This is a genomic window from Novosphingobium sp. (assembly GCF_024642085.1).
Taxonomy (GTDB): domain Bacteria; phylum Pseudomonadota; class Alphaproteobacteria; order Sphingomonadales; family Sphingomonadaceae; genus Novosphingobium.
This window is the reverse complement of sequence record NZ_JAHEBV010000017.1, coordinates 36,220-56,711: the sequence shown is the minus strand read 5'-3', so window position 1 is coordinate 56,711 and position 20,492 is coordinate 36,220. Positions and strand designations below refer to the sequence as shown.

General features: G+C 63.8%; 17 protein-coding genes and 1 pseudogene. 10 read left to right on the top strand and 8 right to left on the bottom strand.

Going from position 1 to position 20,492, the window contains the following annotated elements; genetic code table 11:
- Both Q0L62_RS08900 and Q0L62_RS08895 read right to left on the bottom strand, forming a co-directional pair.
- Positions 1-359: pseudogene (locus Q0L62_RS08900) on the bottom strand (hypothetical protein); the annotation flags it as partial.
- Between the two features lie 72 nt (positions 360-431).
- Positions 432-1,193: a hypothetical protein gene (locus tag Q0L62_RS08895; RefSeq protein WP_296679015.1), complete on the bottom strand. Its 762-nt coding sequence runs from the start codon at positions 1,191-1,193 to the stop codon at positions 432-434.
- Between the two features lie 260 nt (positions 1,194-1,453).
- Between Q0L62_RS08895 and Q0L62_RS08890 the strand changes: the two genes are divergently transcribed.
- On the top strand, positions 1,454-4,471 hold the full coding sequence (locus Q0L62_RS08890; RefSeq protein ID WP_296679013.1) for a TonB-dependent siderophore receptor: 3,018 nt from the start codon (positions 1,454-1,456) through the stop codon (positions 4,469-4,471).
- Positions 4,472-4,558: 87 nt separating this feature from the next.
- Here Q0L62_RS08890 and Q0L62_RS08885 read toward each other — a convergent pair whose 3' ends face one another.
- Positions 4,559-5,698 carry a diguanylate cyclase gene (locus Q0L62_RS08885; protein WP_296679011.1) on the bottom strand — a complete coding sequence of 380 codons (1,140 nt, stop codon included), beginning with the start codon at positions 5,696-5,698 and terminating at the stop codon, positions 4,559-4,561.
- Positions 5,699-5,819: 121 nt separating this feature from the next.
- Between Q0L62_RS08885 and Q0L62_RS08880 the strand changes: the two genes are divergently transcribed.
- The 5 genes from Q0L62_RS08880 (at position 5,820) to Q0L62_RS08860 (ending at position 11,972) form a co-directional block, all read left to right on the top strand.
- Positions 5,820-6,629, top strand: a complete 810-nt coding sequence (locus Q0L62_RS08880; protein ID WP_296679008.1) for an outer membrane protein assembly factor BamD — start codon at positions 5,820-5,822, stop codon at positions 6,627-6,629.
- A 79-nt stretch (positions 6,630-6,708) separates the two neighbouring features.
- The gene (locus tag Q0L62_RS08875) at positions 6,709-7,152 is read left to right on the top strand and encodes an Rrf2 family transcriptional regulator (RefSeq protein ID WP_296679006.1); all 444 of its coding nucleotides are present in this window, start codon (positions 6,709-6,711) and stop codon (positions 7,150-7,152) included.
- A gap of 79 nt (positions 7,153-7,231) precedes the next feature.
- Positions 7,232-8,896 carry a DNA repair protein RecN gene (gene recN, locus Q0L62_RS08870; RefSeq protein ID WP_296679004.1) on the top strand — a complete coding sequence of 555 codons (1,665 nt, stop codon included), beginning with the start codon at positions 7,232-7,234 and terminating at the stop codon, positions 8,894-8,896.
- Between the two features lie 234 nt (positions 8,897-9,130).
- Positions 9,131-11,197 (top strand): NAD-dependent DNA ligase LigA, encoded by a 2,067-nt coding sequence (ligA, locus tag Q0L62_RS08865; protein ID WP_296679003.1) that lies wholly within the window; start codon positions 9,131-9,133, stop codon positions 11,195-11,197.
- A gap of 262 nt (positions 11,198-11,459) precedes the next feature.
- The gene (locus tag Q0L62_RS08860; protein ID WP_296679001.1) at positions 11,460-11,972 is read left to right on the top strand and encodes a cupin domain-containing protein; all 513 of its coding nucleotides are present in this window, start codon (positions 11,460-11,462) and stop codon (positions 11,970-11,972) included.
- Between the two features lie 44 nt (positions 11,973-12,016).
- On the opposite strand, the gene Q0L62_RS08855 is transcribed toward Q0L62_RS08860, so the two are convergent.
- From Q0L62_RS08855 to Q0L62_RS08835, 5 genes are read right to left on the bottom strand one after another with little or no spacing between them, the layout of a single operon-like run.
- Complete coding sequence (locus Q0L62_RS08855; RefSeq protein WP_296678999.1) at positions 12,017-12,391, bottom strand: PilZ domain-containing protein; 375 nt, start codon at positions 12,389-12,391, stop codon at positions 12,017-12,019.
- A 34-nt stretch (positions 12,392-12,425) separates the two neighbouring features.
- Complete coding sequence (locus Q0L62_RS08850) at positions 12,426-13,307, bottom strand: DMT family transporter (protein WP_296678997.1); 882 nt, start codon at positions 13,305-13,307, stop codon at positions 12,426-12,428.
- Complete coding sequence (locus tag Q0L62_RS08845; RefSeq protein ID WP_296678995.1) at positions 13,304-14,212, bottom strand: 50S ribosomal protein L11 methyltransferase; 909 nt, start codon at positions 14,210-14,212, stop codon at positions 13,304-13,306. Before Q0L62_RS08845 ends, Q0L62_RS08850 begins: the two co-directional genes overlap by 4 nt.
- On the bottom strand, positions 14,209-15,207 hold the full coding sequence (bla, locus tag Q0L62_RS08840; RefSeq protein ID WP_296678993.1) for a subclass B3 metallo-beta-lactamase: 999 nt from the start codon (positions 15,205-15,207) through the stop codon (positions 14,209-14,211). Before bla ends, Q0L62_RS08845 begins: the two co-directional genes overlap by 4 nt.
- The gene (locus Q0L62_RS08835; protein ID WP_296678991.1) at positions 15,197-15,913 is read right to left on the bottom strand and encodes an SDR family NAD(P)-dependent oxidoreductase; all 717 of its coding nucleotides are present in this window, start codon (positions 15,911-15,913) and stop codon (positions 15,197-15,199) included. The genes bla and Q0L62_RS08835 overlap by 11 nt, the downstream gene beginning before the upstream one ends.
- A 144-nt stretch (positions 15,914-16,057) precedes the next feature.
- Between Q0L62_RS08835 and sdhC the strand changes: the two genes are divergently transcribed.
- The 4 genes from sdhC (at position 16,058) to Q0L62_RS08815 (ending at position 20,479) form a co-directional block, all read left to right on the top strand.
- Positions 16,058-16,447: a succinate dehydrogenase, cytochrome b556 subunit gene (sdhC, locus tag Q0L62_RS08830; RefSeq protein ID WP_296678990.1), complete on the top strand. Its 390-nt coding sequence runs from the start codon at positions 16,058-16,060 to the stop codon at positions 16,445-16,447.
- Between the two features lie 14 nt (positions 16,448-16,461).
- The gene (gene sdhD, locus Q0L62_RS08825; protein WP_296678988.1) at positions 16,462-16,842 is read left to right on the top strand and encodes a succinate dehydrogenase, hydrophobic membrane anchor protein; all 381 of its coding nucleotides are present in this window, start codon (positions 16,462-16,464) and stop codon (positions 16,840-16,842) included.
- Positions 16,843-16,844: 2 nt separating this feature from the next.
- The gene (gene sdhA / locus Q0L62_RS08820; RefSeq protein WP_296678986.1) at positions 16,845-18,653 is read left to right on the top strand and encodes a succinate dehydrogenase flavoprotein subunit; all 1,809 of its coding nucleotides are present in this window, start codon (positions 16,845-16,847) and stop codon (positions 18,651-18,653) included.
- A gap of 254 nt (positions 18,654-18,907) precedes the next feature.
- Complete coding sequence (locus Q0L62_RS08815; protein ID WP_296678981.1) at positions 18,908-20,479, top strand: hypothetical protein; 1,572 nt, start codon at positions 18,908-18,910, stop codon at positions 20,477-20,479.
- The last annotated feature ends 13 nt before the right edge of the window (positions 20,480-20,492 follow it).

The window sequence follows — 20,492 nt, the reverse complement described above, 5'->3', positions numbered from 1 at the left end:
GCGATGCGGGCGATTACCCAGGCGGTGGCGCTGGCGAACAGCCAGGCGGGGATCTGGTAGGCCAGGACATTGTCCGAAATGCCGGCGAACAGGTAATAGAGCAGGAACAGGCCGACCGGCTTCCTGTCCCAGATCGTCACATAGGGTATTGCGCCGTGGTGCATTTCCTGGCCGACCAGGAAATACCATGCTTCATCCACGTGCAGGTTGGGATCGCCAAAGGTCGCGATGCGCAGGGCAAGGCCCAGTGCCAGCAAGACAAGTGCCTGCGCCCACCGTGCTGCAAGATGCCGTTCGAACCACGCCGGACTGTCGGGAAACGCTTCAAGTCGGCGCGCGGCAAGCGACAGTAAAGACATGAACAGCACGGCCCCCGTTATTTCCAGATAAGCGACCGTTTTGCATTGCTTACACGGGGGGCGGGGGCAGGATCAAGGGTCTGCTTCTGGCGCGTAGGTAATCCCGCCAAGGGACGGGGTATCATCGCCGCAGTCGTCATCCTCGTTCCAGCTGCAGCGGCCGGCGGCCCGGTCTTCGGCCAGGGCGGCGCAGTAGGCATCATACAGGGCGCGGGTGCGGCGGGTCATGCCGGCCAGGTGTCCGGCGCGCATGGCATCCAGCTTGGCGTCGATCTCGGCATAGACATCGGCGTCCTGCTGCGCGTCCTCGGCGCGGCGCTCCTCGTCCCATTCCTGGCGCCACTGTTTCTTGAGGCGCGAGAGGCGGTTGGCCTCGGCCGGGTCGTTCAGCGCCGAGCGCCGGGCCGTGACCCGGCCATCGGCGGCAAAGCGGGTGGGGGCGCGGTTGCGCAGCAGGAACATCAGCAGCCGGTCGTTGTGGACCATACGGCTGCCGACCAGCTTGCCATAGGAATAGACCGGCACTTCGGTGCCGCGGAGCGCGCGTTCCATCGCGATATCCTCCAGCTGCTGGACGCCAAGGGCCAGCGCGGCCTCCCACGCGGCGCGAAAGCTGGCGCCATGGGGATGGCGGCGCAAGTGATACGCGCCTTCGGGCGTCATGTTGACGCGGTGGGCGGCGGCCTTGACACTGCCGGTATCGGCCAGTGCCTCGATGAACTGGCGCTGGCGCTGCGCGGTCCAGCCGTCATGGCGCTGGCACTGGCGGGGGACGGGGGTGAAGGCGGGAAGCTGGCCGGGGCGCGGGGCCGCGCGGCGTTTGTCGATGGTCATGGGCAGGCGGATCCGTGGGGAAGTGGGTGGGGGAATAAGGTTATGCCACGGGGCCGGGTCTGTAGGACAGCGCGGCGCGGGGGCAGCCAGGCTGCGACAATTGGGACACAGCGGCGACACAATTCGACCAACGGCATGGGCAGGGCGCCGGAAGGGACTTTACACAAGCCGTGTTACCTAGGCAAAACACGCGCAGCTTCAGCGCCGCACCCTGGGGAAGGGACCGCCCGCGTTCGATGCACCAGGAGGGCTTTTTCCAGATGAACACGATTCAATTCGCAGCCGCGATGCGGCGCGGCGCCGCCTGCACGGTTCTTGCGCTGGCCAGCATGGCCACGCCGGCTCTGGCGCAAACTGCCGGATCGGCGACGACCAGCACAAGCACCGACGACACCGCCACCGAGAGTGAGCAGCAGATCGTGGTGACCGGATCGCTGCTGCGCCGGACCGATACCGAAACCCCTTCGCCGGTCAGCGTGCTGACGGCAGAGAGCCTGCAGAAGGCCGGGATTTCGACCGTGGCCGATGCGATCCGCTCGGTCTCGGCCGACAGTGCCGGGTCGATCGGCACGGGCTTCCAGACGGGCTTTTCGGCCGGCGGCTCGGCCGTGTCGCTGCGCGGGCTGGGCGTGTCCTCGACCCTGGTGCTGGTCGACGGGCTGCGGTCGACCAACTTTCCGATCAACGATGACGGGCACAACGCCTATGTCGACCTGAACTCGCTGCCCTTCAGCCTGGTTGAGCGGGTCGAAGTGCTGAAGGACGGCGCCTCGTCGACCTATGGTGCCGATGCGATCGGCGGCGTGGTCAACCTGATCCTCAAGAAGCAGTTCACCGGGGTTGCCGGCACGGTTGAGGGCGGCGTTGCCGGCCGCGGCGATGCGGGCCACCGCCGCGCCGATCTGACCGTGGGCCTGGGCGACTATGCGGAAAAAGGCTTCAACTTCTACCTTAACGGCGAATACCAGTGGGACGGCCGTGTCTCCAGCAACAGCCGCGGGTTCCCGTACAACACCCAGGACCTGAGCTCGATAGGCGGAAACGACAACAATTCGGCCGACAGCTCGCTGACCACCAACGTGCCGACCGCCTATGTCGGACGGGTTCGCCAGAACGACCTCAACAACCCGCTCAGCGGAGCGACCGGCGCCCCGCAAACGGCGCAGTACACCGCGCTGGGCCTGGCCAACTGCACCCGCGGCACTTTTACGGTCAGCACCGGCACGGGCTGCAAGTACGACCTCACCGACATGTACCGCCAGCTGCAGCCGCTGCAGGAGCGCTATGCGCTCAACGGCCGGCTCAGCGTGCGGGTCAGCGATGATATCGAAGGCTATCTGACGGGCAGCTACAGCCGCAGCTATGTCAGCATCAAGGGTATCCCTGCCGCGATCCGCCAGACCCAGCCGTTCGGCGCCAACCCGCTGCTCGCATCGAGCAACCCGGGCATCGTCCTGCCGGTCTACATCTGCGCCGCCGGCATAAACTGCGCGACCGATCCCAACCGCCGGCTTAATCCGAACAACCCCTATGCTGCGGCTTATGCGGCCGATCCGGCCAACGGCGCGGCGCGCATCTACTACCTGTTTTCCGACATTCCGGCCGGCAGCGATCGCACCAACGAGGTGTACCGCTTCTCTGCCGGGCTTAACGGCAAGCTGAGCGACAACTGGAACTGGCGCGTCGAAGGCGTCTGGGCGCGCGACAACCTGACGCTGGTCCAGCACGGCCTGCTGAACATTGCGGCGCTGAGCCGGACGATCAACACCGGCGCCTACAATTTCGTCAACCCGCAGCTGAACAGCCGGGCAACGCTTGATGCGCTTGCACCGGACAAGCGCACGCCATCGCATTCGCTGATGTACGGCGCGGACGCTTCGGTTGCCGGAACCCTGGCGCAATTGCCAGGCGGCCCGTTGCAGCTCGCCTTTGGCGGTCAGATCCGTCACGAGATGCTGGAAAACAACAACCAGAACGCCGCGCTCGACACCTACGGCCTGACCACGGCATCGGCGTTTGGCAGCCACACCGTATCGGCCGCCTTCGCCGAGCTTGATGCACCGATCCTCGAAAGCCTCGATGTCAACGTATCGGGCCGCTACGATCACTATTCGGAAGGGTTCAGCCACTTCTCGCCCAAGGTCGGGGTCAAGTTCACCCCGGTCCGCGAACTGGCCTTGCGCGGCACTTATTCGCAAGGCTTCCGTGCGCCGACCTTTGCCGAAAGCGGTCCGCGCAGCCAGTACGCCGGCTTTGTCACCACCACGCCTCCCGGCGCATTCTGTGCGCTGCATGGCGGATCGGCCAATGGAACCGGGGCCTGCGTCAGCGGCGGCAACCCATACAACCTCCAGTATTCGCTGGGCCGCGGCGTGGCGGGCAACCCCGATCTCAAGCCGGAAAAGTCACGCAGCTTCACGGCCGGCATGATCTTTCAGCCGACCCGGTGGTTCAGCCTCACGGCGGACTATTACAACGTCAAGAAGTCGGACTTGATCGTGGCAGGTCCGCTGGTCAGCCAGGCGGTTGCGGCATACTATTCGCAAACCAACCTGGTTGCGGCGCAGTCTGCGGTTGCGGCAGTTGGCCCCGGCTATTCGGTCAACCTGGTTGACGGTGCCGATCCGCTGTTCCCCAACGCGCTGCCGCGCGTGCTGATCATCAACGTGCCCTATGTGAATGCCAACTACGCGCTCACTTCAGGCATCGATGTTTCGGCCACGGCCAAGCTGGATCTGTCGGACAGTGTCCGCTTCACCAGCAAGATCGAAGTCACCCACGTCATCCAGTACGACCTTCACGTCTCCAATGGCGTGCAGAAGTATGCCGGTACGCTTGGGCCTTACGATCTTTCATCGGGCAACGGCACGCCCAACTGGCGCGGCAACTGGCAGAACACGCTGGACGTGGGCAAAGTGGCGGTCAGCCTGACCACCTATTACGTCGGCCGCATCAAGGAAGTTTCGACCGATCAGCAGGGAGGACCTCCGGGTGCGCCGTACACGACCGATTGCACTGCGAACCTTTACAAGGTGCCTTCGTCCGCTCCCGGATACGAAGCGTTCTGTTATGTGCGTCCGTTCATCAACAACGACATGAACATCACCATCAGCCCGAACGAAAACTTCCAGTTCTGGCTCAACGTCAAGAACCTGTTCGATGTTCGGGCCCCGATCGCTCCGGCGGCTTATGCCAGCGCACCGAACTTCCTGACCACCTGGCACTATGCCGGGCTGATCGGGCGTCAGTTCCGCGCCGGCGCCAGCTTCAAGTTCTGATCTTCCTGCCACCGCTGACAAGCGAAGGGGCGGCGCCGCAAGGTGCCGCCCCTTTACTGTGCGCATCTGCCGCGGTTCGTGCCGGGATCAGGCCGCGACTTCGATCGCGGCGGGATCGGGCACGGATTGCACCATCCGGTTTCGGCCCGATTGCTTGGCCTTGTAAAGCGCAGCGTCGGCAAGGTTGAACAAGGTTCGCCAATCCGCCTCGCTGGTGCAAGGGCCATCGGCCAGGCCCAGACTGACCGTGACCTGTCTGGCGTGGGGCATATCAGCTGTCCGGATATCGTTGAGCAGACCCAGGGCAAGGGCTGCAGGAAGTTCCGCGCAGCTGCCCAAAATGGCAAACTCTTCCCCGCCGATCCGGGCAACGCTGGCACGTATTTCAGCGCGACGGGCCAAAAGCTCGGCCACCATGACCAGCACCGCATCACCGGTATCATGGCCATGGCCGTCGTTGATCGCCTTGAAGTGGTCGATATCGATCAGCATGAGCCGCAGCCGCGTTTCCGATCCCAGCGCCAGGGCATGGTCAAGCAATGCGCGCCGGTTGAGCAGGCCGGTCAAGGGATCGATCCGGGCCAGTTCCCGCGACTGGTTTTGCAGCGTCAGAAGGCGAACGATGTCGCGTTGATGTTCGCCGATCATGTGCAACTGAAACAGCGCGGCAAGGCCCAGGCTGACGGCCGCTGCCAGGTCGAGCCGGCTTCCGGAGCCGACCATCAGCACTATCATCGGCACGATGTTGATCAGGATCGCTGCGCGGGCTCCCGATTTGATCGCTGACAGGCAGAAGGCCGTTGAAAATGCGCCCATGGCGACGATCAACGGATAATATATCCGTTCGCCGGAATCGGCGCCAAACCAGCTGTACACGCACCAAGAACTGCACATCACGGCAATCAGGCTGGATGCACAGGTGGCGTTGCGGAGCAGGTGCAGCGACCGGCGACTGCTTGATTGGCGGCGGATTTCGCGGCTCGTGCTGATGAACCCGGCCAGACACGTCAGCGCCATCACCGCAGGTGCGCCGATCCGGGTGAAGATGGACGCACCGGGACTCGCCACAAGGGCAGCGGTCGGCGTGGTAAGGAACAGGGCTGCAAACAGCAGCCGCGAGCGAAGTTGTACCTGATGAGCCGCCGAAATGACGTATTCGTCATGGACCGCCGGATCGACAACAGGATCGATAAACCGCCACAGACGCTGCAGATATTTCCCCGCCATGGCCGCCTTGTGGCAGCATCGGCTGAAACTTTGGTTAAGTGGGGCGCGGCCGTGCGTGCTTCCCACTTGCCCACAGTCTTTCACTTGGCGTTCAGCAAGCCTCTGGCTATAGGCTTGGCCCATGATCGCCCGTAACACCGCCCGTTCGCCCCTGAAACTTGTCCTGCTTGCCGCCGCAGGAGCGGCCGTGGTGCTGACGGCGGGCTGTGCCGGGCGGGGCGGCAAGGCGCGTGATACCGCCTTTGTCGCGCGCGACGTGGACACACTTTACACGGCCGCCAAGAACAAGCTGGACGCCGGCGATACCAAGACCGCCGCCGCCCTGTTCGACGAGGTTGAGCGCCAGCATCCCTATTCGCCCTGGGCCCGCCGTGCCCAGTTGATGAGCGCGTTTTCCTATTACGCGGCGCGCGATTACACCAAGTCGATCCAGGCATCGCAGCGCTTCCTGTCGATCCATCCCGGCAACCGCGATGCGCCCTATGCCTATTACCTGATCGCGCTCAGCTATTACGAACAGATCAGCGACGTTGCGCGCGACCAGAAGAACACCCTGCTGGCCAAGGATGCGCTGACCGAATTGGTCCGCCGCTATCCCGCCACGCGCTATGCCGATGATGCCCGGATCAAGCTGGACCTGGTCAACGATCACCTGGCGGGCAAGGAAATGGATATTGGCCGCTATTACGAGCGGGCCGGCCGGTGGCTGGCTGCGAATGCGCGGTTCCGCAACGTGATCGAAGGTTACCAGACCACCAGCCACACGCCCGAGGCGCTGTTCCGGCTGGTAGAAACCAACCTTGCGCTGGGCATTCCGGAAGAAGCGCAGAAATCGGCTGCGGTGCTGGGCAGCAACTATCCAGGTAGCGAATGGTACAAGAAAGCCTTTGCCCTGATGAACAAGCACGCGCCCGATACCAAGGCGATCTGATCAGCCGCACCGTGGTAAAAGGCGTTTTCTACTCACCCGGTTGACATTCGGTTCAGGCAGGCGCTGATACTGCGCGTCCATGCTTTCCCAGAAGACCCGCTATACCATTCGCGCCCTGCAGCATCTTGCCGATACCTGGCGGCAAGGGCCGGTCAGGCTGGATGCGATCGCCGAGGCGCAGAATATTCCGCGCAAGTTCCTGACCGTTATCCTGTCGGAAATGGTCCGCGAAGGGCTGGTCGTTTCGCATCGGGGGCGCGATGGCGGCTATGAACTGGCGCTGGCGCCGGTTGACGTTCGCTATGGCGACATCATCCGCCTGACCCGCGGCAGCCTTGCCCTGGTGCCCTGCGCCGCGCGAAATGCCCATGAAAAATGCGCCAACTGCCTGCCCGAGGCGGAATGCCGCCTGCGCGGACTGATGCTGACCCTGCGTGACGAGATGGCGGCCATGCTCGACCGCACGACGCTCGCCGATCCGATTACGCCGGAACCGCCGTTCGAGGAACACGAGGCTGTCTGACCACGCGGCGCCCCGACGATAGCCGGGTGACTCGCAGCGCGCGCTTCGCTAGAACAGCGCGCGAACATGCTGATCCGATATGCTCACTAGACTGGCCATCCGCAACATCGTGCTGATCGAAGCGCTTGACCTCGATTTCGTGTCGGGGCTGGGCGTGCTGACGGGTGAGACCGGGGCAGGGAAATCGATCCTGCTCGATGCGCTGGGCCTGGTGCTGGGCAACCGGGCTGACAGCGGGCTGGTTCGCGCCGGTGAAGACCAGGCCAGCGTCACTGCCAGTTTTGAGTTTGACCGCCTGCCGCCGCCGATCCGCGGCGTTCTGACCGAGGCTGAGGTTGACGTTGAGCCGGGCGAACCGCTGCTGATCAAGCGCCGACTGCGGGCCGATGGCGGGTCCAAGGCCTTTATCAACGATCAGCCGGTGGGTGCTGCGCTGCTGCGCGAACTGGCACCGCATCTGGTTGAACTGCACGGCCAGCACGATGATCGCGGGCTGGTCAATCCGCGCGGCCACCGCCTGCTGCTTGATCGTTATGCCGGGGCAGACAGCGCCGGGGTTGAGGCCGCCTGGCGCTGCTGGCGGGCGGCAGAAGATGCGCTGGATACGGCGCGGGCCGCCGTGGCTCAGGCCGGTGCGGACCGCGACCTTCTGCTTGCCCACCTGGCTGAACTGACCGCGCTGGAGCCGGTGCAGGGCGAGGAAGAGGACTTGGCCGAGGCCCGCGCCACAATGCAAAAGGGTGAACGCCTGTCCGGCGATCTGGCCGAGCTGCAGCACCTGTGGGCGGGCTCCGATTCGGCGCTGGCATCCTTGCGCAGCGCGGCGCGCAGGCTGGACCGGATTGCCGCGGAACATCCCCTGCTGGCCGAAGCGCTGGCCGCGCTCGACCGGGCAGTGATCGAGGCGGGTGAGGCCGAGGACAAGCTGGTGCGCGCCGGCGATGCGCTCAGCCACGATCCCGCTGCGCTCGACCGGATCGAAACGCGCCTGTTCGAACTGCGCGCCGCTGCCCGCAAGCACCAGTGCCAGGTTGACGACTTGCCGCACGCCATGCGCGAAATGCGCAGCGCGCTTGACCTGATCGAAGGCGGAGAGGCGGAACTGGACGCACTGGAAGTGGCAGCGCGCGAGGCTGGCGATGCGTACCGCGCCGGGGCCGAGGCGCTGTCTGTGCAGCGCAGCGAGGCCGCCGCCCGGCTGGACGTGGCCGTGGCGGCAGAGCTGGCTCCGCTCAAGCTGGACGCCGCGCGCTTTCAGACCGCGGTGCGCCGCCTGCCCGAAGAGCGCTGGGGCGCCAGCGGAATCGATGCGGTCGAGTTTCTGATCAGCACCAACCCCGGCGCGGATTTTGCCCCGCTCAACAAGATCGCATCGGGCGGCGAATTGTCGCGTTTCATCCTGGCGCTAAAAGTCGCGCTGGCTGAACAGGGCGGCGCAGCAACGGTGATCTTCGATGAAATCGATCGCGGGGTCGGCGGCGCGGTTGCCAGCGCGATCGGTGAACGGCTGGCCCGGCTGGCAGATGGCGGGCAGCTGCTCGCCGTCACGCACAGCCCGCAGGTGGCAGCGCGCGGCGGGCAGCACTACTTGATCGCCAAGTCGAGCGAAGGCACCGTTACCCGCACCTCGGTCCACCTGCTCGACGCGGGCGGGCGGCAGGAAGAGATCGCCCGGATGCTGTCCGGCGCTGAAGTGACGCCCGAAGCGCGGGCGCAGGCCGACCGGTTGCTTGAGCGGGTATGATCTGGGCGCGGCGTGACATCATTGGTGGTGGGGCAGCCTTGCTGCTGTTGTCAGGATGCGGAGTACACATGGATAAACCTTCTGCGGGCGCCGACCTCTATGACCTGATCGGGCAGCTGAAAGCTTGGGCAATCAGGTGCAGATCCCACTTGAAGCGCAACCGGATCACTGGTTGAAGCGGGTTGACCACCACCCCCCGGCCCCTTCCACTGAACCGGAGGGGGAGTGAGAGCGATGACCGAGCCTGACACCCCTTCCCAAGCCGCCGTCGCCAATGAACTGATGCGGCTGGCGCGGCAGATCGCGCATCACAACCGGCTGTACCACGGCGAAGATGCGCCCGAGGTTTCGGACGCCGAATACGATGCGCTGGTGCGCCGCAACGCAGAGCTTGAAGCCGCATTTCCGCATCTTGTTCGTGCCGATTCGCCCAGCCGCATGGTGGGCCATTCTGCCGATGCCTCGCCGCTGCAAAAGGTGCAGCACGCGGTACGGATGATGAGCCTCGACAACGCTTTTGCGGATGACGAGGTCGAGGACTTCGTCGTTCGGGTCCGGCGCTACCTCAACCTTGCTGCAGATTGCGATATCGCAATGACTGCCGAGGACAAGATCGATGGTCTGTCCTGCTCTCTGCGTTACGAGAACGGGGTTCTGATCCGCGCCGCCACGCGCGGCGACGGGCAGGTGGGCGAGGACGTGACCGCCAATGTGGCGCACATTGCCGACATCCCGCAGAAGCTTTCCGGCGAAGTCCCCGCCGTGTTCGAAGTGCGCGGCGAGGTCTATATGAGCAAGGCCGACTTTGCCGACCTTAACGCCCGGCAGGAAGCGAGCGGGGGCAAGATATTTGCCAACCCGCGCAATGCCGCAGCGGGGTCTTTGCGGCAAAAGGATGCCCGTGTAACCGCAGCGCGGCCGTTGCGCTTTTTTGCTCATGGCTGGGGAGCGGCCAGCGCCATCCCCGAAGAGACTCAGTTTGCCATGATGCAGCGCCTCGGCGCCTGGGGCATTCCTGTTTCGTCGCTGCTGGTGCGGTGCGGCAATGCTGCGGCAATGTTGCAGCATTACCGCAGCATCGAACAGGCCCGGGCAGAGCTGCCCTATGACATAGACGGTGTGGTCTACAAGGTTGACCGGCTCGACTGGCAAGGTCGATTGGGCTTTGTTGCCAAGGCGCCGCGTTGGGCGCTGGCGCACAAGTTTCCCGCGGAACGCGCCGAAACGACAATTGAGGCGATCGACATCCAGGTTGGCCGCACCGGCAAGCTGACCCCGGTCGGGCGGCTCCACCCGGTGACCGTGGGCGGGGTGGTGGTTTCCAACGTCACGCTGCACAACCGGGACGAGATTGCCCGTCTGGGTGTGCGGCCTGGCGACCGCGTGGTGATCCAGCGCGCGGGTGACGTCATCCCCCAGGTCGTCGAAAACCTGACCCGCGATGCGCCGCGGTCAGCCTATGTATTCCCCGCCCACTGCCCCGAATGCCGCAGCGAAGCCGTGGCCGAAGAGGGCGAAGTTGATGTTCGCTGCACCGGCGGACTGATCTGCCCGGCGCAGCGGACCGAACGGCTCAAGCATTTCGTCAGCCGCGCCGCGCTCGACATAGAGGGGCTGGGCGAAAAGACGATTGACGAGTTTTTCGCCTTGGGCTGGCTGGAAAGCCCGGCCGATATCTTCCGGCTCAAGGACCGTCGCAGCGCGCTGCTTGAGCGCGAGGGGTGGAAGGACAAGTCGGTCGACAATCTCCTTGCCGCGATTGAGGCGAAGCGCGCGCCAGATGCCGCCCGATTGCTGTTCGGCCTTGGGATCCGCCATGTCGGAGCGGTGACGGCCCGCGATTTACTGAAGCGGCTGGTTACTTTGCCTGCGCTGCGTGCTGCTGCACAGCAAGCGCATGACGGCGATGCAGATGCGCTGGCCGAACTGACCGGAATTGACGGCATCGGTCCCGCTGTGGTCGAGGCACTGGGCGACTTTTTCCACGAGCCGCACAATCTGGCCGTGTGGGATGACCTGCTGTCGCAAGTCAGCCCGCCGCCTTATGTGATCGAAACCAAGGACAGCGCTGTTGCCGGCAAGACTGTGGTCTTCACCGGTAAACTTGAAACTATGAGCCGTGACGAGGCCAAGACTCAGGCCGAACGGCTTGGCGCCAAGGCCGCCGGATCGGTCAGCGCCAAGACCGATCTGGTCGTGGCCGGGCCGGGGGCGGGCAGCAAGCTGAAGCAGGCCGCGGCGCTTGGCATCGCGGTGATCGATGAGGCGGCCTGGGCAGAGATCGTCAAGTCGGCCGGCTAAGCGGCAGCATGGCGCAAACTGCGACGTAACTTATTGCTTCACTTAAGATTAGTTTGACGAGTTTTGTTTCAAACAAATAGTATTGCACAAGTCAAATAGCAGGCGCATGTTTCGCGCCGTTCCGTGTTCGAGTCGAATTGGCAGACCATAACTACAAGGGTCGCTGTTGGCTCTTCCGACGCTTCACGCAACATACTGAGCACAGCAACAAGACCTGCCCGTTACGGGTGCGCCGCGCTGCGCTTTCTTAAGGAGTCGGACGATGGCAATTTCTTACACATTCCCTGTTCGTCATCTGGTCAAAGCCGCCCTGCTGGCGGCAGCAGGTTTAACCGGCACGGCATCGCTGATCGGCGTGCCGGCACTGGCCACGCCGGGTTCGGGCTTTGCGCCTGCTCCGCTGGCGGTAGGCAGTCTGCCCGAAACACTGGCCAAGGCAGACAAAGCGGGTCACTGGGACGTGACTTTGAAGACCAAGGACGTGACGACGGTGGGGGTCGATAATCTGACGGTCCAGCCCGGCGGTTACAGCGGCTGGCACACCCATACCGGGCTGACCGTGGTGACGGTAACCGGGGGCCAGATCAATTGGGTCGACGCCGCGTGCCAGTCCAAAACCTATCAAGTCGGGGATACGTTCATCGAACCGGCTAACAGCGTGCATTACGTGCGCAACCCCTATGGCAACACCGCCACGCTGGTTGCCGTTCAGTTGCGGCCTCTGGGCACCGGCGGCCGGATCGATGCCGCGGCGCCGGCGGGCTGTTCGGTATAAGGGGTGGCAGGCGGGCGGCCAGGCGCGCCGCCCGCAGGCTGATTTCAGTCGCCGATCCCCTCAGCCCAGTCCATCGCGTGGCCGGCTTCGCACATGCGTTGGTACAGTGCGCGGTTTTCGGTGATCCATAGCATACCCTGCATGTCTTCAAGATCGAGCGGGCGATCGAACCGCAGGCCGCATTCCCCGCCGTGGGTCCAGCGCACTGCGGCGAACAGGCGCAGTTCGTGGAACGACAGCATTGCGGTCTGTCCCACTTGCAGCGCGCGTTCGCTGCGCAGGCGGACACCGGTACACGAAATGTCGTCGATCAGGCAGGCTTGCGTGCCGTGGGTCAAGACCAAAGCCGCTGGCACACTTAGCCGAAGACGGTTAAAATGGCGGTTGCCGGTCGCTTTGATTGGTCGGTGAAGGCCCATCGGCTGGTACTAGCAGGCAGCGGTTAAAACTTGCCTAGGTATGCTCCTGCGCCTGGACCAGCGGCGCAGAACGGCTGCGCAGCGCGATGATCAGCACGCCTGTCAGCGCAATAGCCGATCCGGCGATCATTCTGCCATCGATGTGATCGCCGGTAATCCACACGCCCAGTCCGATGGTAATCAGCGGGGTCAGCAGGGTAAGCGGTGCAACCAGGTTTGCCTCGTATCGTGCGATCAGGAAGTAATAGGCGGTGTGGGCAAAGACCGACGTGACCAGCGCGGCATAGAGCACGCAGGCGATGATTGGCCAGCCCACCGCCACGGCCTGAGCGAACGCACCGGGTTCGGCAATCAGTGAAATCGGGCCGATCACGATAAGCCCGACCAGCCCGACCCAGGCCTGAAAACGCAAGGGAGCGATCGCGTCCATCTGCTTCATCATGACCGCGCCCAGCGATCCGCAGATTGCCGATGCAATCAGGAAGACCATTCCCTCGGACAGTCGGAAGCCTGGCTCGTAAACCACCAGCAGCACCCCGGCGAGCGCCAGGGCGATGCCCAGGCCGCGCCTCCAGCGGATCGTTTCGCCCAGCATGACGATAGAAAGAAGCGCGGTGATCGGCACGCTGGCCTGGACCACGATTGCCGCTTCGCTGGGTGAAACCCAGTACAGCGCGACGAACATCAGTCCGAAGCTGCCCCCGCCCATGAACAGCCCGATCAGAAGGATGCGCCAAACGGGTCGCGGGACGGGTAGCAGCCAAGGCAATGTTACCGCGGCAACCACAGCAAAGCGCAGCACGGTGAAGAACAGCGGCGGTACATGCAGCGTCCCGACGATGATTTTGCTCATGACATTGTTCGATGCCCAGATCAGGCAGATCAGCACCAGCAGGGCCAAATGGCGGGATTTCATCGCAAGGCGCGCTTGCGCAGCCACAGGATCGACCAGTCGCCATTGACCATGCGGCGGGCCAGCCGCAGCCCGGCGCGGCGGCAATAGCGGCGCACACGGGCCTCCTGCGTTTCGAGCAGGCCGGCAAGAAGGAGATGACCACCCGGGACCAGCGCCCTGGCAAAGTGGGGCGCCAGATCAATCAGCGGACCGGCGAGGATGTTGGCGACGATAAGGTCATAAGGCCCGCGCGCGCCCAGCAGCGGGTGTTCCATCCCGTCGGCAACCAGCATGGTCAGTTCGCCCGGCCGCGCGCCCATGGCAATCCCGTTTGCCTGCGCATTGTCATCAACCACGTCCAGGCACACCGCGTCTATGTCGCTCGCGGTGGCCAGCGCGCGCGGCCACAGGTGCAGCGCGGCAAACGCAAGCAGTCCGGTACCGGTGCCGATGTCGGCCAGATTGCGGACCACTACCCCTTCGCGCTTCATCCGGTCCAGCATTGCCAGGCATCCCGCGGTAGTGGCGTGCTGGCCGGTGCCAAAGGCCTGGCTGGCGGGAATGACAAAATCGCGCAGGCCCTGTTCGGCCAGCGGCGGGTGCTGGGCCGTATGGACATGAAAGCGTCCGGCACGGATCGGCTCCAGTCCGTACTGGCTTTGCGTCAGCCAGTCGGTATCGGGCAGCTGTTCTGCGTGCAGCGGCGGCGCCCTGCCGGGGAAGAGCGCGGTAATCGCGGCCTTGTCCGCCTTGCCCGGTTTACGCCCCAGCCAGGCTTCCAGCTGCCAGTCCTCGGGTTTGTCCTCGGCCACTTCGCTACCCGACAGGACAATTCCCGGATCCCAGTCAAACGCATCCTCGTGCGCCAGCAAGGCCGCCTCGATCACCCCGCGCGGGGCCAGCAGGGTGATCTTCCAGCTGGTCACCGGTTCTTTTTGGCCTTTTCGGCGGCACCGATTGCTTCAAAGATCGTCTGTTGCGTTGCGGCCTTGAGTTTCTCGTCCTTGGCCAGGCGTTCGGCAAATCGTTGTGACGCGGCCTGTGCGTAGGCGGCACAGGCCGTGGGCGCAGGTGCCAAACCCGCGCTCATCCGCGCAAACAGGTCGCTTGCCGATGGATGCGGGGTGAGCAGAATGCCGCAGTCCAGTTTGGCCACGCGGTCCAAGCCTACGCGAACAGCAGCGACCCGATCCTGATGCAGTGAGAACCAGTAATTCTCTGATGAAATTGTCGAGATACTGTCGGCATAGGTAATCGTCCGGCATTCCTGACCTTCGCAGGTTTTCCACGTCCAGCTTGTCGACCCGGGCGAATGCGCCGGAGTGGCCGTGGCTGTCAGTAATGTGCCGCCCAGTGCAATCTTGGCCCCGGACGCCAGGATGCGGTCGGTCTTCACCCGCTCCATCGGGTGTTTGACAAGATCGTCATACTGCGGATCGCTGTCATCAGGCAGGCCGGTGGCCATGACTTTTGCCCAGGGCGCAATGCCGGCGACCCTGGCACCGGTCAGGCGCTGCATTTCGCCGATCCCGCCAGCGTGGTCAAAATGCTCATGCCCGCCCACGATCCAGCGCACGTCACGCAGCGCAAAGCCCAGCTTTTCGACATTGGCGGCGACCAGCGGTGCAGCTTCGGGAACACCGGCGTCAACCAGCACATGACCTTGCGGGCCTGTCACCAGCAGTGCGGTAATCCCGCAGGTACCGACATACCAGGTGTTGCCGTAGATGTGCGCGGGCGGGGCGGGATCGGCCCACCCGTCCTTGCCCTGGCATGCGGCTGCCAGGGCGGCCGGGGTGTAGTGGGCATTGGCCTGCGGGCCGGGCAGCACGGCGGCGGGTCCTGCATCCACCGGGCCGGTGATCGCTGAGCAGGCGGCAACCGTCAGCGCGAGCGCGGCAAGAATTGGCTTAGCGGACATAGCTGGCTCCGTTGGCGTCGATAACTGTGCCGGTCATGCTTTCGGGCGCGTCGAGCGCGCAAAACTCGGCAATGGCGCCGATTTCATCGGGCGCGGCAACCCGTCCCAGCGGGATATCGGCGAGCAAGCCCGGCCCGCCGCGGCTGGCAAGGTAATCGCCGGCCATCGCGGTATCGGTGAAACCGGGACAGATCGCATAGCTCATCACGCCCCTGGCGGCATATTGCCGGGCGATGGTCTTGTGCATCGCGATCATCCCGCCCTTGGCAGCGGCATAGTGCCAGTGATCAGGCGAATCGCCGCGATAGCCGGCGCGGCTGGCGACGTGGACGATGCGCCCCTTGCGGCCTTCGTCCAGCCATGCCTTTACCGCGTAGCGCGACAGTTCGGCCGCCGCGGTCAGGTTGATCCGCAGGGTGTCTTCCCAGTTATCAAGCCAGGCGATGTCCGAAAGCGCCAGCGGATTGGCCTCGAAAAGCCCGGCATTGTTGATCAGGATGTCGATCTGCCCGCCGCTGCGTTCCAGCGCATTTTCCCACAGCTGGGCCGGGGCTGTCGGATCGGCCAGGTCGGCGGCGATCGTATCGGCGTCGACCGCGCTGCGGGCATGGCCGATCACCGTCGCTCCGCGCGCGCGAAGCCGCGCCGCAATTGCCGCGCCGATCCCGCGTGATGATCCGGTGACAAGGGCGGTTATTGGGCTCATGTCATCGCTCAATAAGGCAAGGCGGTCAGATGTCTATTCAGGGAATGCACCCTTTCGTGCGCTTGCACCGCCCCGCGTTTTGATTAAGGGGAGGCGTGAACGGCGCATCCGTCGCCGACAGGTTTCGCCAAAGGGAACATCTGCATGGCCGCCGCCAACAATCGCCCGCTTTCACCGCACTTGCAGATCTGGCGCTGGGGACCGGCCATGGCCGTGTCGATCCTGCACCGGGTAACGGGCAATGGCCTTGCCTTTGCCGGGCTGGGGGTGCTGCTGTACTGGCTTGGATCGCTGGCCAGCGGGCAGGCTGCCTATGATGCGTTTCTGACCCATGCCGGGGCGTGGTACGGCCGGGTGGTGCTGATCGGGCTGACCTGGGCATTTTTCAACCACATGGCATCGGGTCTGCGCCACTTCGTGCTGGATATAGGCGCGGGCTATGAACTTAAATCCAACGCGTTCTGGTCGGTGGCCACGCCGATCATTGCCATTGTCCTGACGCTGGCCGTCTGGGCCACGATCCTGCTGCGCTGAAGGGCTGACACGACATGGGTAACGGAACCGAAATCGGCCGCGTGCGGGGCCTTGGCTCGGCACATTCGGGCACGCATCACTGGCTGGTCCAGCGCTTTACCGCGATCGGCAACCTGGTGCTGGGGCTGTGGCTGCTGCTGACGCTGATCACCATGGGCGATCATTCCTATGGTGCGATGAAAGAGTTTTTTGCAGCCCCGCTGCCCGCCACGGCGCTGGGCCTGTTCGTGATCACCACGTTCTGGCACGCCCGGCTGGGGGTGCAGGTGATGCTGGAAGACTATGTCCACGAACCCGCCAACAAGTTTGCCGCCATGGCGGCGCTGAACCTGTCCGCTGTCGCCGGGGCCGCTTTTGGCCTGCTGTGCGTCGTCCGCCTCGCGCTCGGAGCCTGAGCATGACTGCCCCTGCCTACAAGATTATCGACCACACCTATGATACCGTCGTCGTCGGCGCCGGAGGATCGGGCCTGCGCGCCACGATGGGCAGCGCCGAGGCCGGTTTGCGCACCGCCTGCATCACCAAGGTGTTTCCCACCCGCAGCCACACCGTGGCCGCGCAGGGCGGCATCGCTGCATCCTTGCAAAACAATTCGCCCGATCACTGGACCTGGCACATGTTCGATACCGTCAAGGGATCGGACTGGCTGGGAGATCAGGACGCGATCGAATACATGGTCCGCGAAGCCCCGCAGGCGGTGTACGAACTGGAACACGCCGGGGTTCCGTTCAGCCGCAACCCCGATGGCACGATATACCAGCGGCCGTTCGGCGGGCACATGCAGAACATGGGCGAAGGTCCGCCGGTGCAGCGCACCTGCGCCGCGGCTGACCGCACCGGCCACGCCATGCTCCACGCGCTTTATCAGCAAAGCCTGAAGTACGCGGCTGACTTCTTCATCGAATACTTCGCGATCGATCTGATCATGGACGGTGGCAAGTGCGTCGGCGTGATCGCGCTGTGCATGGATGATGGCTCGATCCACCGGTTCCGCAGCCACGCGGTCGTGCTGGCGACGGGCGGCTATGGCCGGTCGTACTACACTGCCACATCGGCGCACACCTGCACCGGCGATGGCGGCGGCATGGTGCTGCGTGCAGGGCTTCCGCTCCAGGATATGGAGTTTGTCCAGTTCCACCCGACCGGGATTTACGGCGCGGGCGTTCTGATTACCGAAGGCGCGCGCGGCGAGGGCGGGTACCTCACCAATTCCGAAGGCGAGCGGTTCATGGAACGCTATGCCCCTTCGGCCAAGGATCTGGCCAGCCGTGACGTGGTGTCCCGTTCGATGGCGCTGGAAATCCGCGAAGGGCGCGGCGTTGGCCCGCACAAGGACCACATCTTCCTGCACCTTGATCACATCGATCCCGGTGTGCTGTCCGAACGGCTTCCGGGGATCACCGAAAGCGGAAAAATCTTTGCCGGGGTCGATCTGACCCGCCAGCCGCTTCCCGTGGTGCCGACAGTCCACTACAACATGGGCGGCATTCCCTGCAATTACCACGGCGAGGTTGTGACCATCGGCGCCGACGGCAATCCCGAAACGGTCATTCCCGGCCTGTTTGCAGTGGGCGAAGCGGCCTGTGTTTCGGTCCACGGGGCCAACCGCCTTGGCTCCAACAGCCTGATCGATCTGGTCGTGTTCGGCCGCGCCACCGGCCACCGCCTCAAGGAAATAATCAAGCCCGGCTCTGCCCACAACGAACTGCCCAAGGACAGCGCAGACATGGCGCTGGGCCGGCTCGACCATTTCCGCAACGCCAATGGCGCTGTGCCAACCGCGGCAATCCGCACCGACATGCAGCGTGCAATGTCAGCCCATGCCGCGGTGTTCCGCAATGACGATCTGATGGCCGAAGGCAAGGCCAAGCTGGCCGCGACTTACCAGCAGATGCAGGACATCCATGTGTCGGACCGCGGGCTGATCTGGAACTCGGATCTGGTTGAAACGATGGAGCTCGACAATCTGATCAGCCAGGCCAGCGTCACCCTCCACGGCGCCCACGCTCGCAAGGAAAGCCGCGGCGCCCACGCGCACGAGGATTTCCCTGACCGCGACGATGCCAACTGGATGAAGCACACCGCCGCCTGGTTTGACGGCTGGGGCGGCAAGGGCGGCGACGTGCGGCTCGATTACCGCCCGGTCCACGAATATACGCTGACCGACGATGTGGAATACATCAAGCCGAAGAAGCGGGTTTATTAAGGCGTGGTTGCCGCGCGGCCCATAGTGGTCGCGCACGATGTGGTCGCGCACGATTGCTTCTGCGGTCTAAAAATTGGGTGTCGCTATCCGATCGGCCGTGCCGCGCCGCGATGTGCCGGCCGGCGCTGCAATCAGGCGTGTGACTGCTTGCAGTCCATACGGTGGATTGGCGATACAGTTCGACGGACAACACTTTCCATCCGCGAAAAATCTGCTTTATTGTGAACTACAAACAGGTTTCTTGGGGTCGCTATATGTCCATTGGTAAAAAGCTCGCATTTGTTCCGCTTGCTGTCTCTGCGTTGGCGTTCGCCGCGCCTGCCCATGCCGAATGGCATGAGGCAAAATCACGCCATTTCACGGTCTTTGCCGATTTGCCGGAAAATGATCTGCGCGAACGTACCGTAAAGCTCGAAAAGTTCGACGCGGTGCTGCGCGGGCTGTTCAAGGTCGAAACCGACGACCAGGCGACGATTTACTACGTTCCGTCGATGGACGATGTTTCGCGCTTGGCGGGCCGCGCCAATGTTGGCGGCTTTTACCGGCCTGACGCCCAAGGCTCGCTTGCCATCATCCCTGAGCGGCTACCCAAGATGCGAGACATGGAGGGCGTGAAACCGACACCCGAGCGGATCATGTACCATGAATATACGCACCACATGCTGCTTTCGAACATGGGCAAGTTTTTTCCATCGTGGGCTACCGAGGGACTGGCCGAACTGTTCATGTCTGCCCAATTCGACGCTGCAGGCAATGTCATCATCGGGGCCCCCAATGCCGATAGAAGTTGGGCAATGGGCGGCATGAACCGGTGGACGGTGCGCCGTCTTCTGGAAAGCGACACCAACCCGCCCAAAGGCGAAGAGAGGATAGAGCTGTACAGCCGGGGCTGGCTATTGTGCCATTACCTGTTGATCAGCGGCAACCGTCCAGGCCAGTTCTTCAAGTATATCAATGCAATAAATGCCGGTGCCCCGCCACTGAAGGCTGGCGAAGCGGCGTTTGGCGATCTTGACGCCTTCGACCGGGAACTGGAACGCTATGTGCGCCGGTCCAGCTTCCCCAGCTCGAAACTGTCTTCCGACAAGGTCAAAACTCCGACCGAAGTTTCTGTGCGCACGCTGGGGCCGGGAGAGGCGGCGATCATCGAGTACCGCATGATCTCCGCCAATGGTGTCACGGCCAAAACGGCCGGCCCGCTGGCCGAGAGGGCGCGGCCGGTCGCGGCGCGCTATCCGGACGATGTCTTTGTCCAGCGCGCAATTACGGAAATGGAATACGACGCGAAGAATTATGCCGCTGCCGATGCAGCAGCCAATCGCCTGCTGGCCCTCGATCCCAAAAACATCATGGGATTGGTCTACAAGGGGCGGATTGCCGCACAGCGGGCAATTGAAAGCAAGGATGCAAACGGCTGGCGCGAGGCGCGCCGCTGGTTCCTGCAAGCAAACAAACTGGATCCCAACTACGCACTGCCGTTTGCCCTTTACTACGACAGCTTCGTGGCTGCCGGACAAACGCCGCCGGATGCTGCGATCACCGGCATTAACCGGGCGGTCGTACTGGTCCCGGCCGATCAATCGCTGCGCATTCGGGCCGGAATTGCAGCGCTGCGGGCGGGTGACCTGAAATTGTCCCGGATGGTGCTGGCGCCGATCGCTTTTACGGCCCACGGCGGCGACAAGAACCCCTATGCGACCCTGATCAAGGAAATGGATGCGGGCGCTGACAAGGCGGCGCTGCTGGCCAAGGCGGCTGAACTCAAGATCGACAAGATAAATGAGTTTACGGGAATTGCCGATGACGCGGCCAAGAAGGACAGCTGATACGCGGTCAGAT

Coding starts and splice junctions, on each gene's coding strand:
- Q0L62_RS08895 (WP_296679015.1), bottom strand. CDS start 1,193: ATGACCATCGACAAACGCCGCGCGGCCCCGCGCCCCGGCCAGCTTCCC.
- Q0L62_RS08890 (WP_296679013.1), top strand. CDS start 1,454: ATGAACACGATTCAATTCGCAGCCGCGATGCGGCGCGGCGCCGCCTGC.
- Q0L62_RS08885 (WP_296679011.1), bottom strand. CDS start 5,698: ATGGCGGGGAAATATCTGCAGCGTCTGTGGCGGTTTATCGATCCTGTT.
- Q0L62_RS08880 (WP_296679008.1), top strand. CDS start 5,820: ATGATCGCCCGTAACACCGCCCGTTCGCCCCTGAAACTTGTCCTGCTT.
- Q0L62_RS08875 (WP_296679006.1), top strand. CDS start 6,709: ATGCTTTCCCAGAAGACCCGCTATACCATTCGCGCCCTGCAGCATCTT.
- recN (WP_296679004.1), top strand. CDS start 7,232: ATGCTCACTAGACTGGCCATCCGCAACATCGTGCTGATCGAAGCGCTT.
- ligA (WP_296679003.1), top strand. CDS start 9,131: ATGACCGAGCCTGACACCCCTTCCCAAGCCGCCGTCGCCAATGAACTG.
- Q0L62_RS08860 (WP_296679001.1), top strand. CDS start 11,460: ATGGCAATTTCTTACACATTCCCTGTTCGTCATCTGGTCAAAGCCGCC.
- Q0L62_RS08855 (WP_296678999.1), bottom strand. CDS start 12,391: ATGGGCCTTCACCGACCAATCAAAGCGACCGGCAACCGCCATTTTAAC.
- Q0L62_RS08850 (WP_296678997.1), bottom strand. CDS start 13,307: ATGAAATCCCGCCATTTGGCCCTGCTGGTGCTGATCTGCCTGATCTGG.
- bla (WP_296678993.1), bottom strand. CDS start 15,207: ATGTCCGCTAAGCCAATTCTTGCCGCGCTCGCGCTGACGGTTGCCGCC.
- Q0L62_RS08835 (WP_296678991.1), bottom strand. CDS start 15,913: ATGAGCCCAATAACCGCCCTTGTCACCGGATCATCACGCGGGATCGGC.
- sdhC (WP_296678990.1), top strand. CDS start 16,058: ATGGCCGCCGCCAACAATCGCCCGCTTTCACCGCACTTGCAGATCTGG.
- sdhD (WP_296678988.1), top strand. CDS start 16,462: ATGGGTAACGGAACCGAAATCGGCCGCGTGCGGGGCCTTGGCTCGGCA.
- sdhA (WP_296678986.1), top strand. CDS start 16,845: ATGACTGCCCCTGCCTACAAGATTATCGACCACACCTATGATACCGTC.
- Q0L62_RS08815 (WP_296678981.1), top strand. CDS start 18,908: ATGTCCATTGGTAAAAAGCTCGCATTTGTTCCGCTTGCTGTCTCTGCG.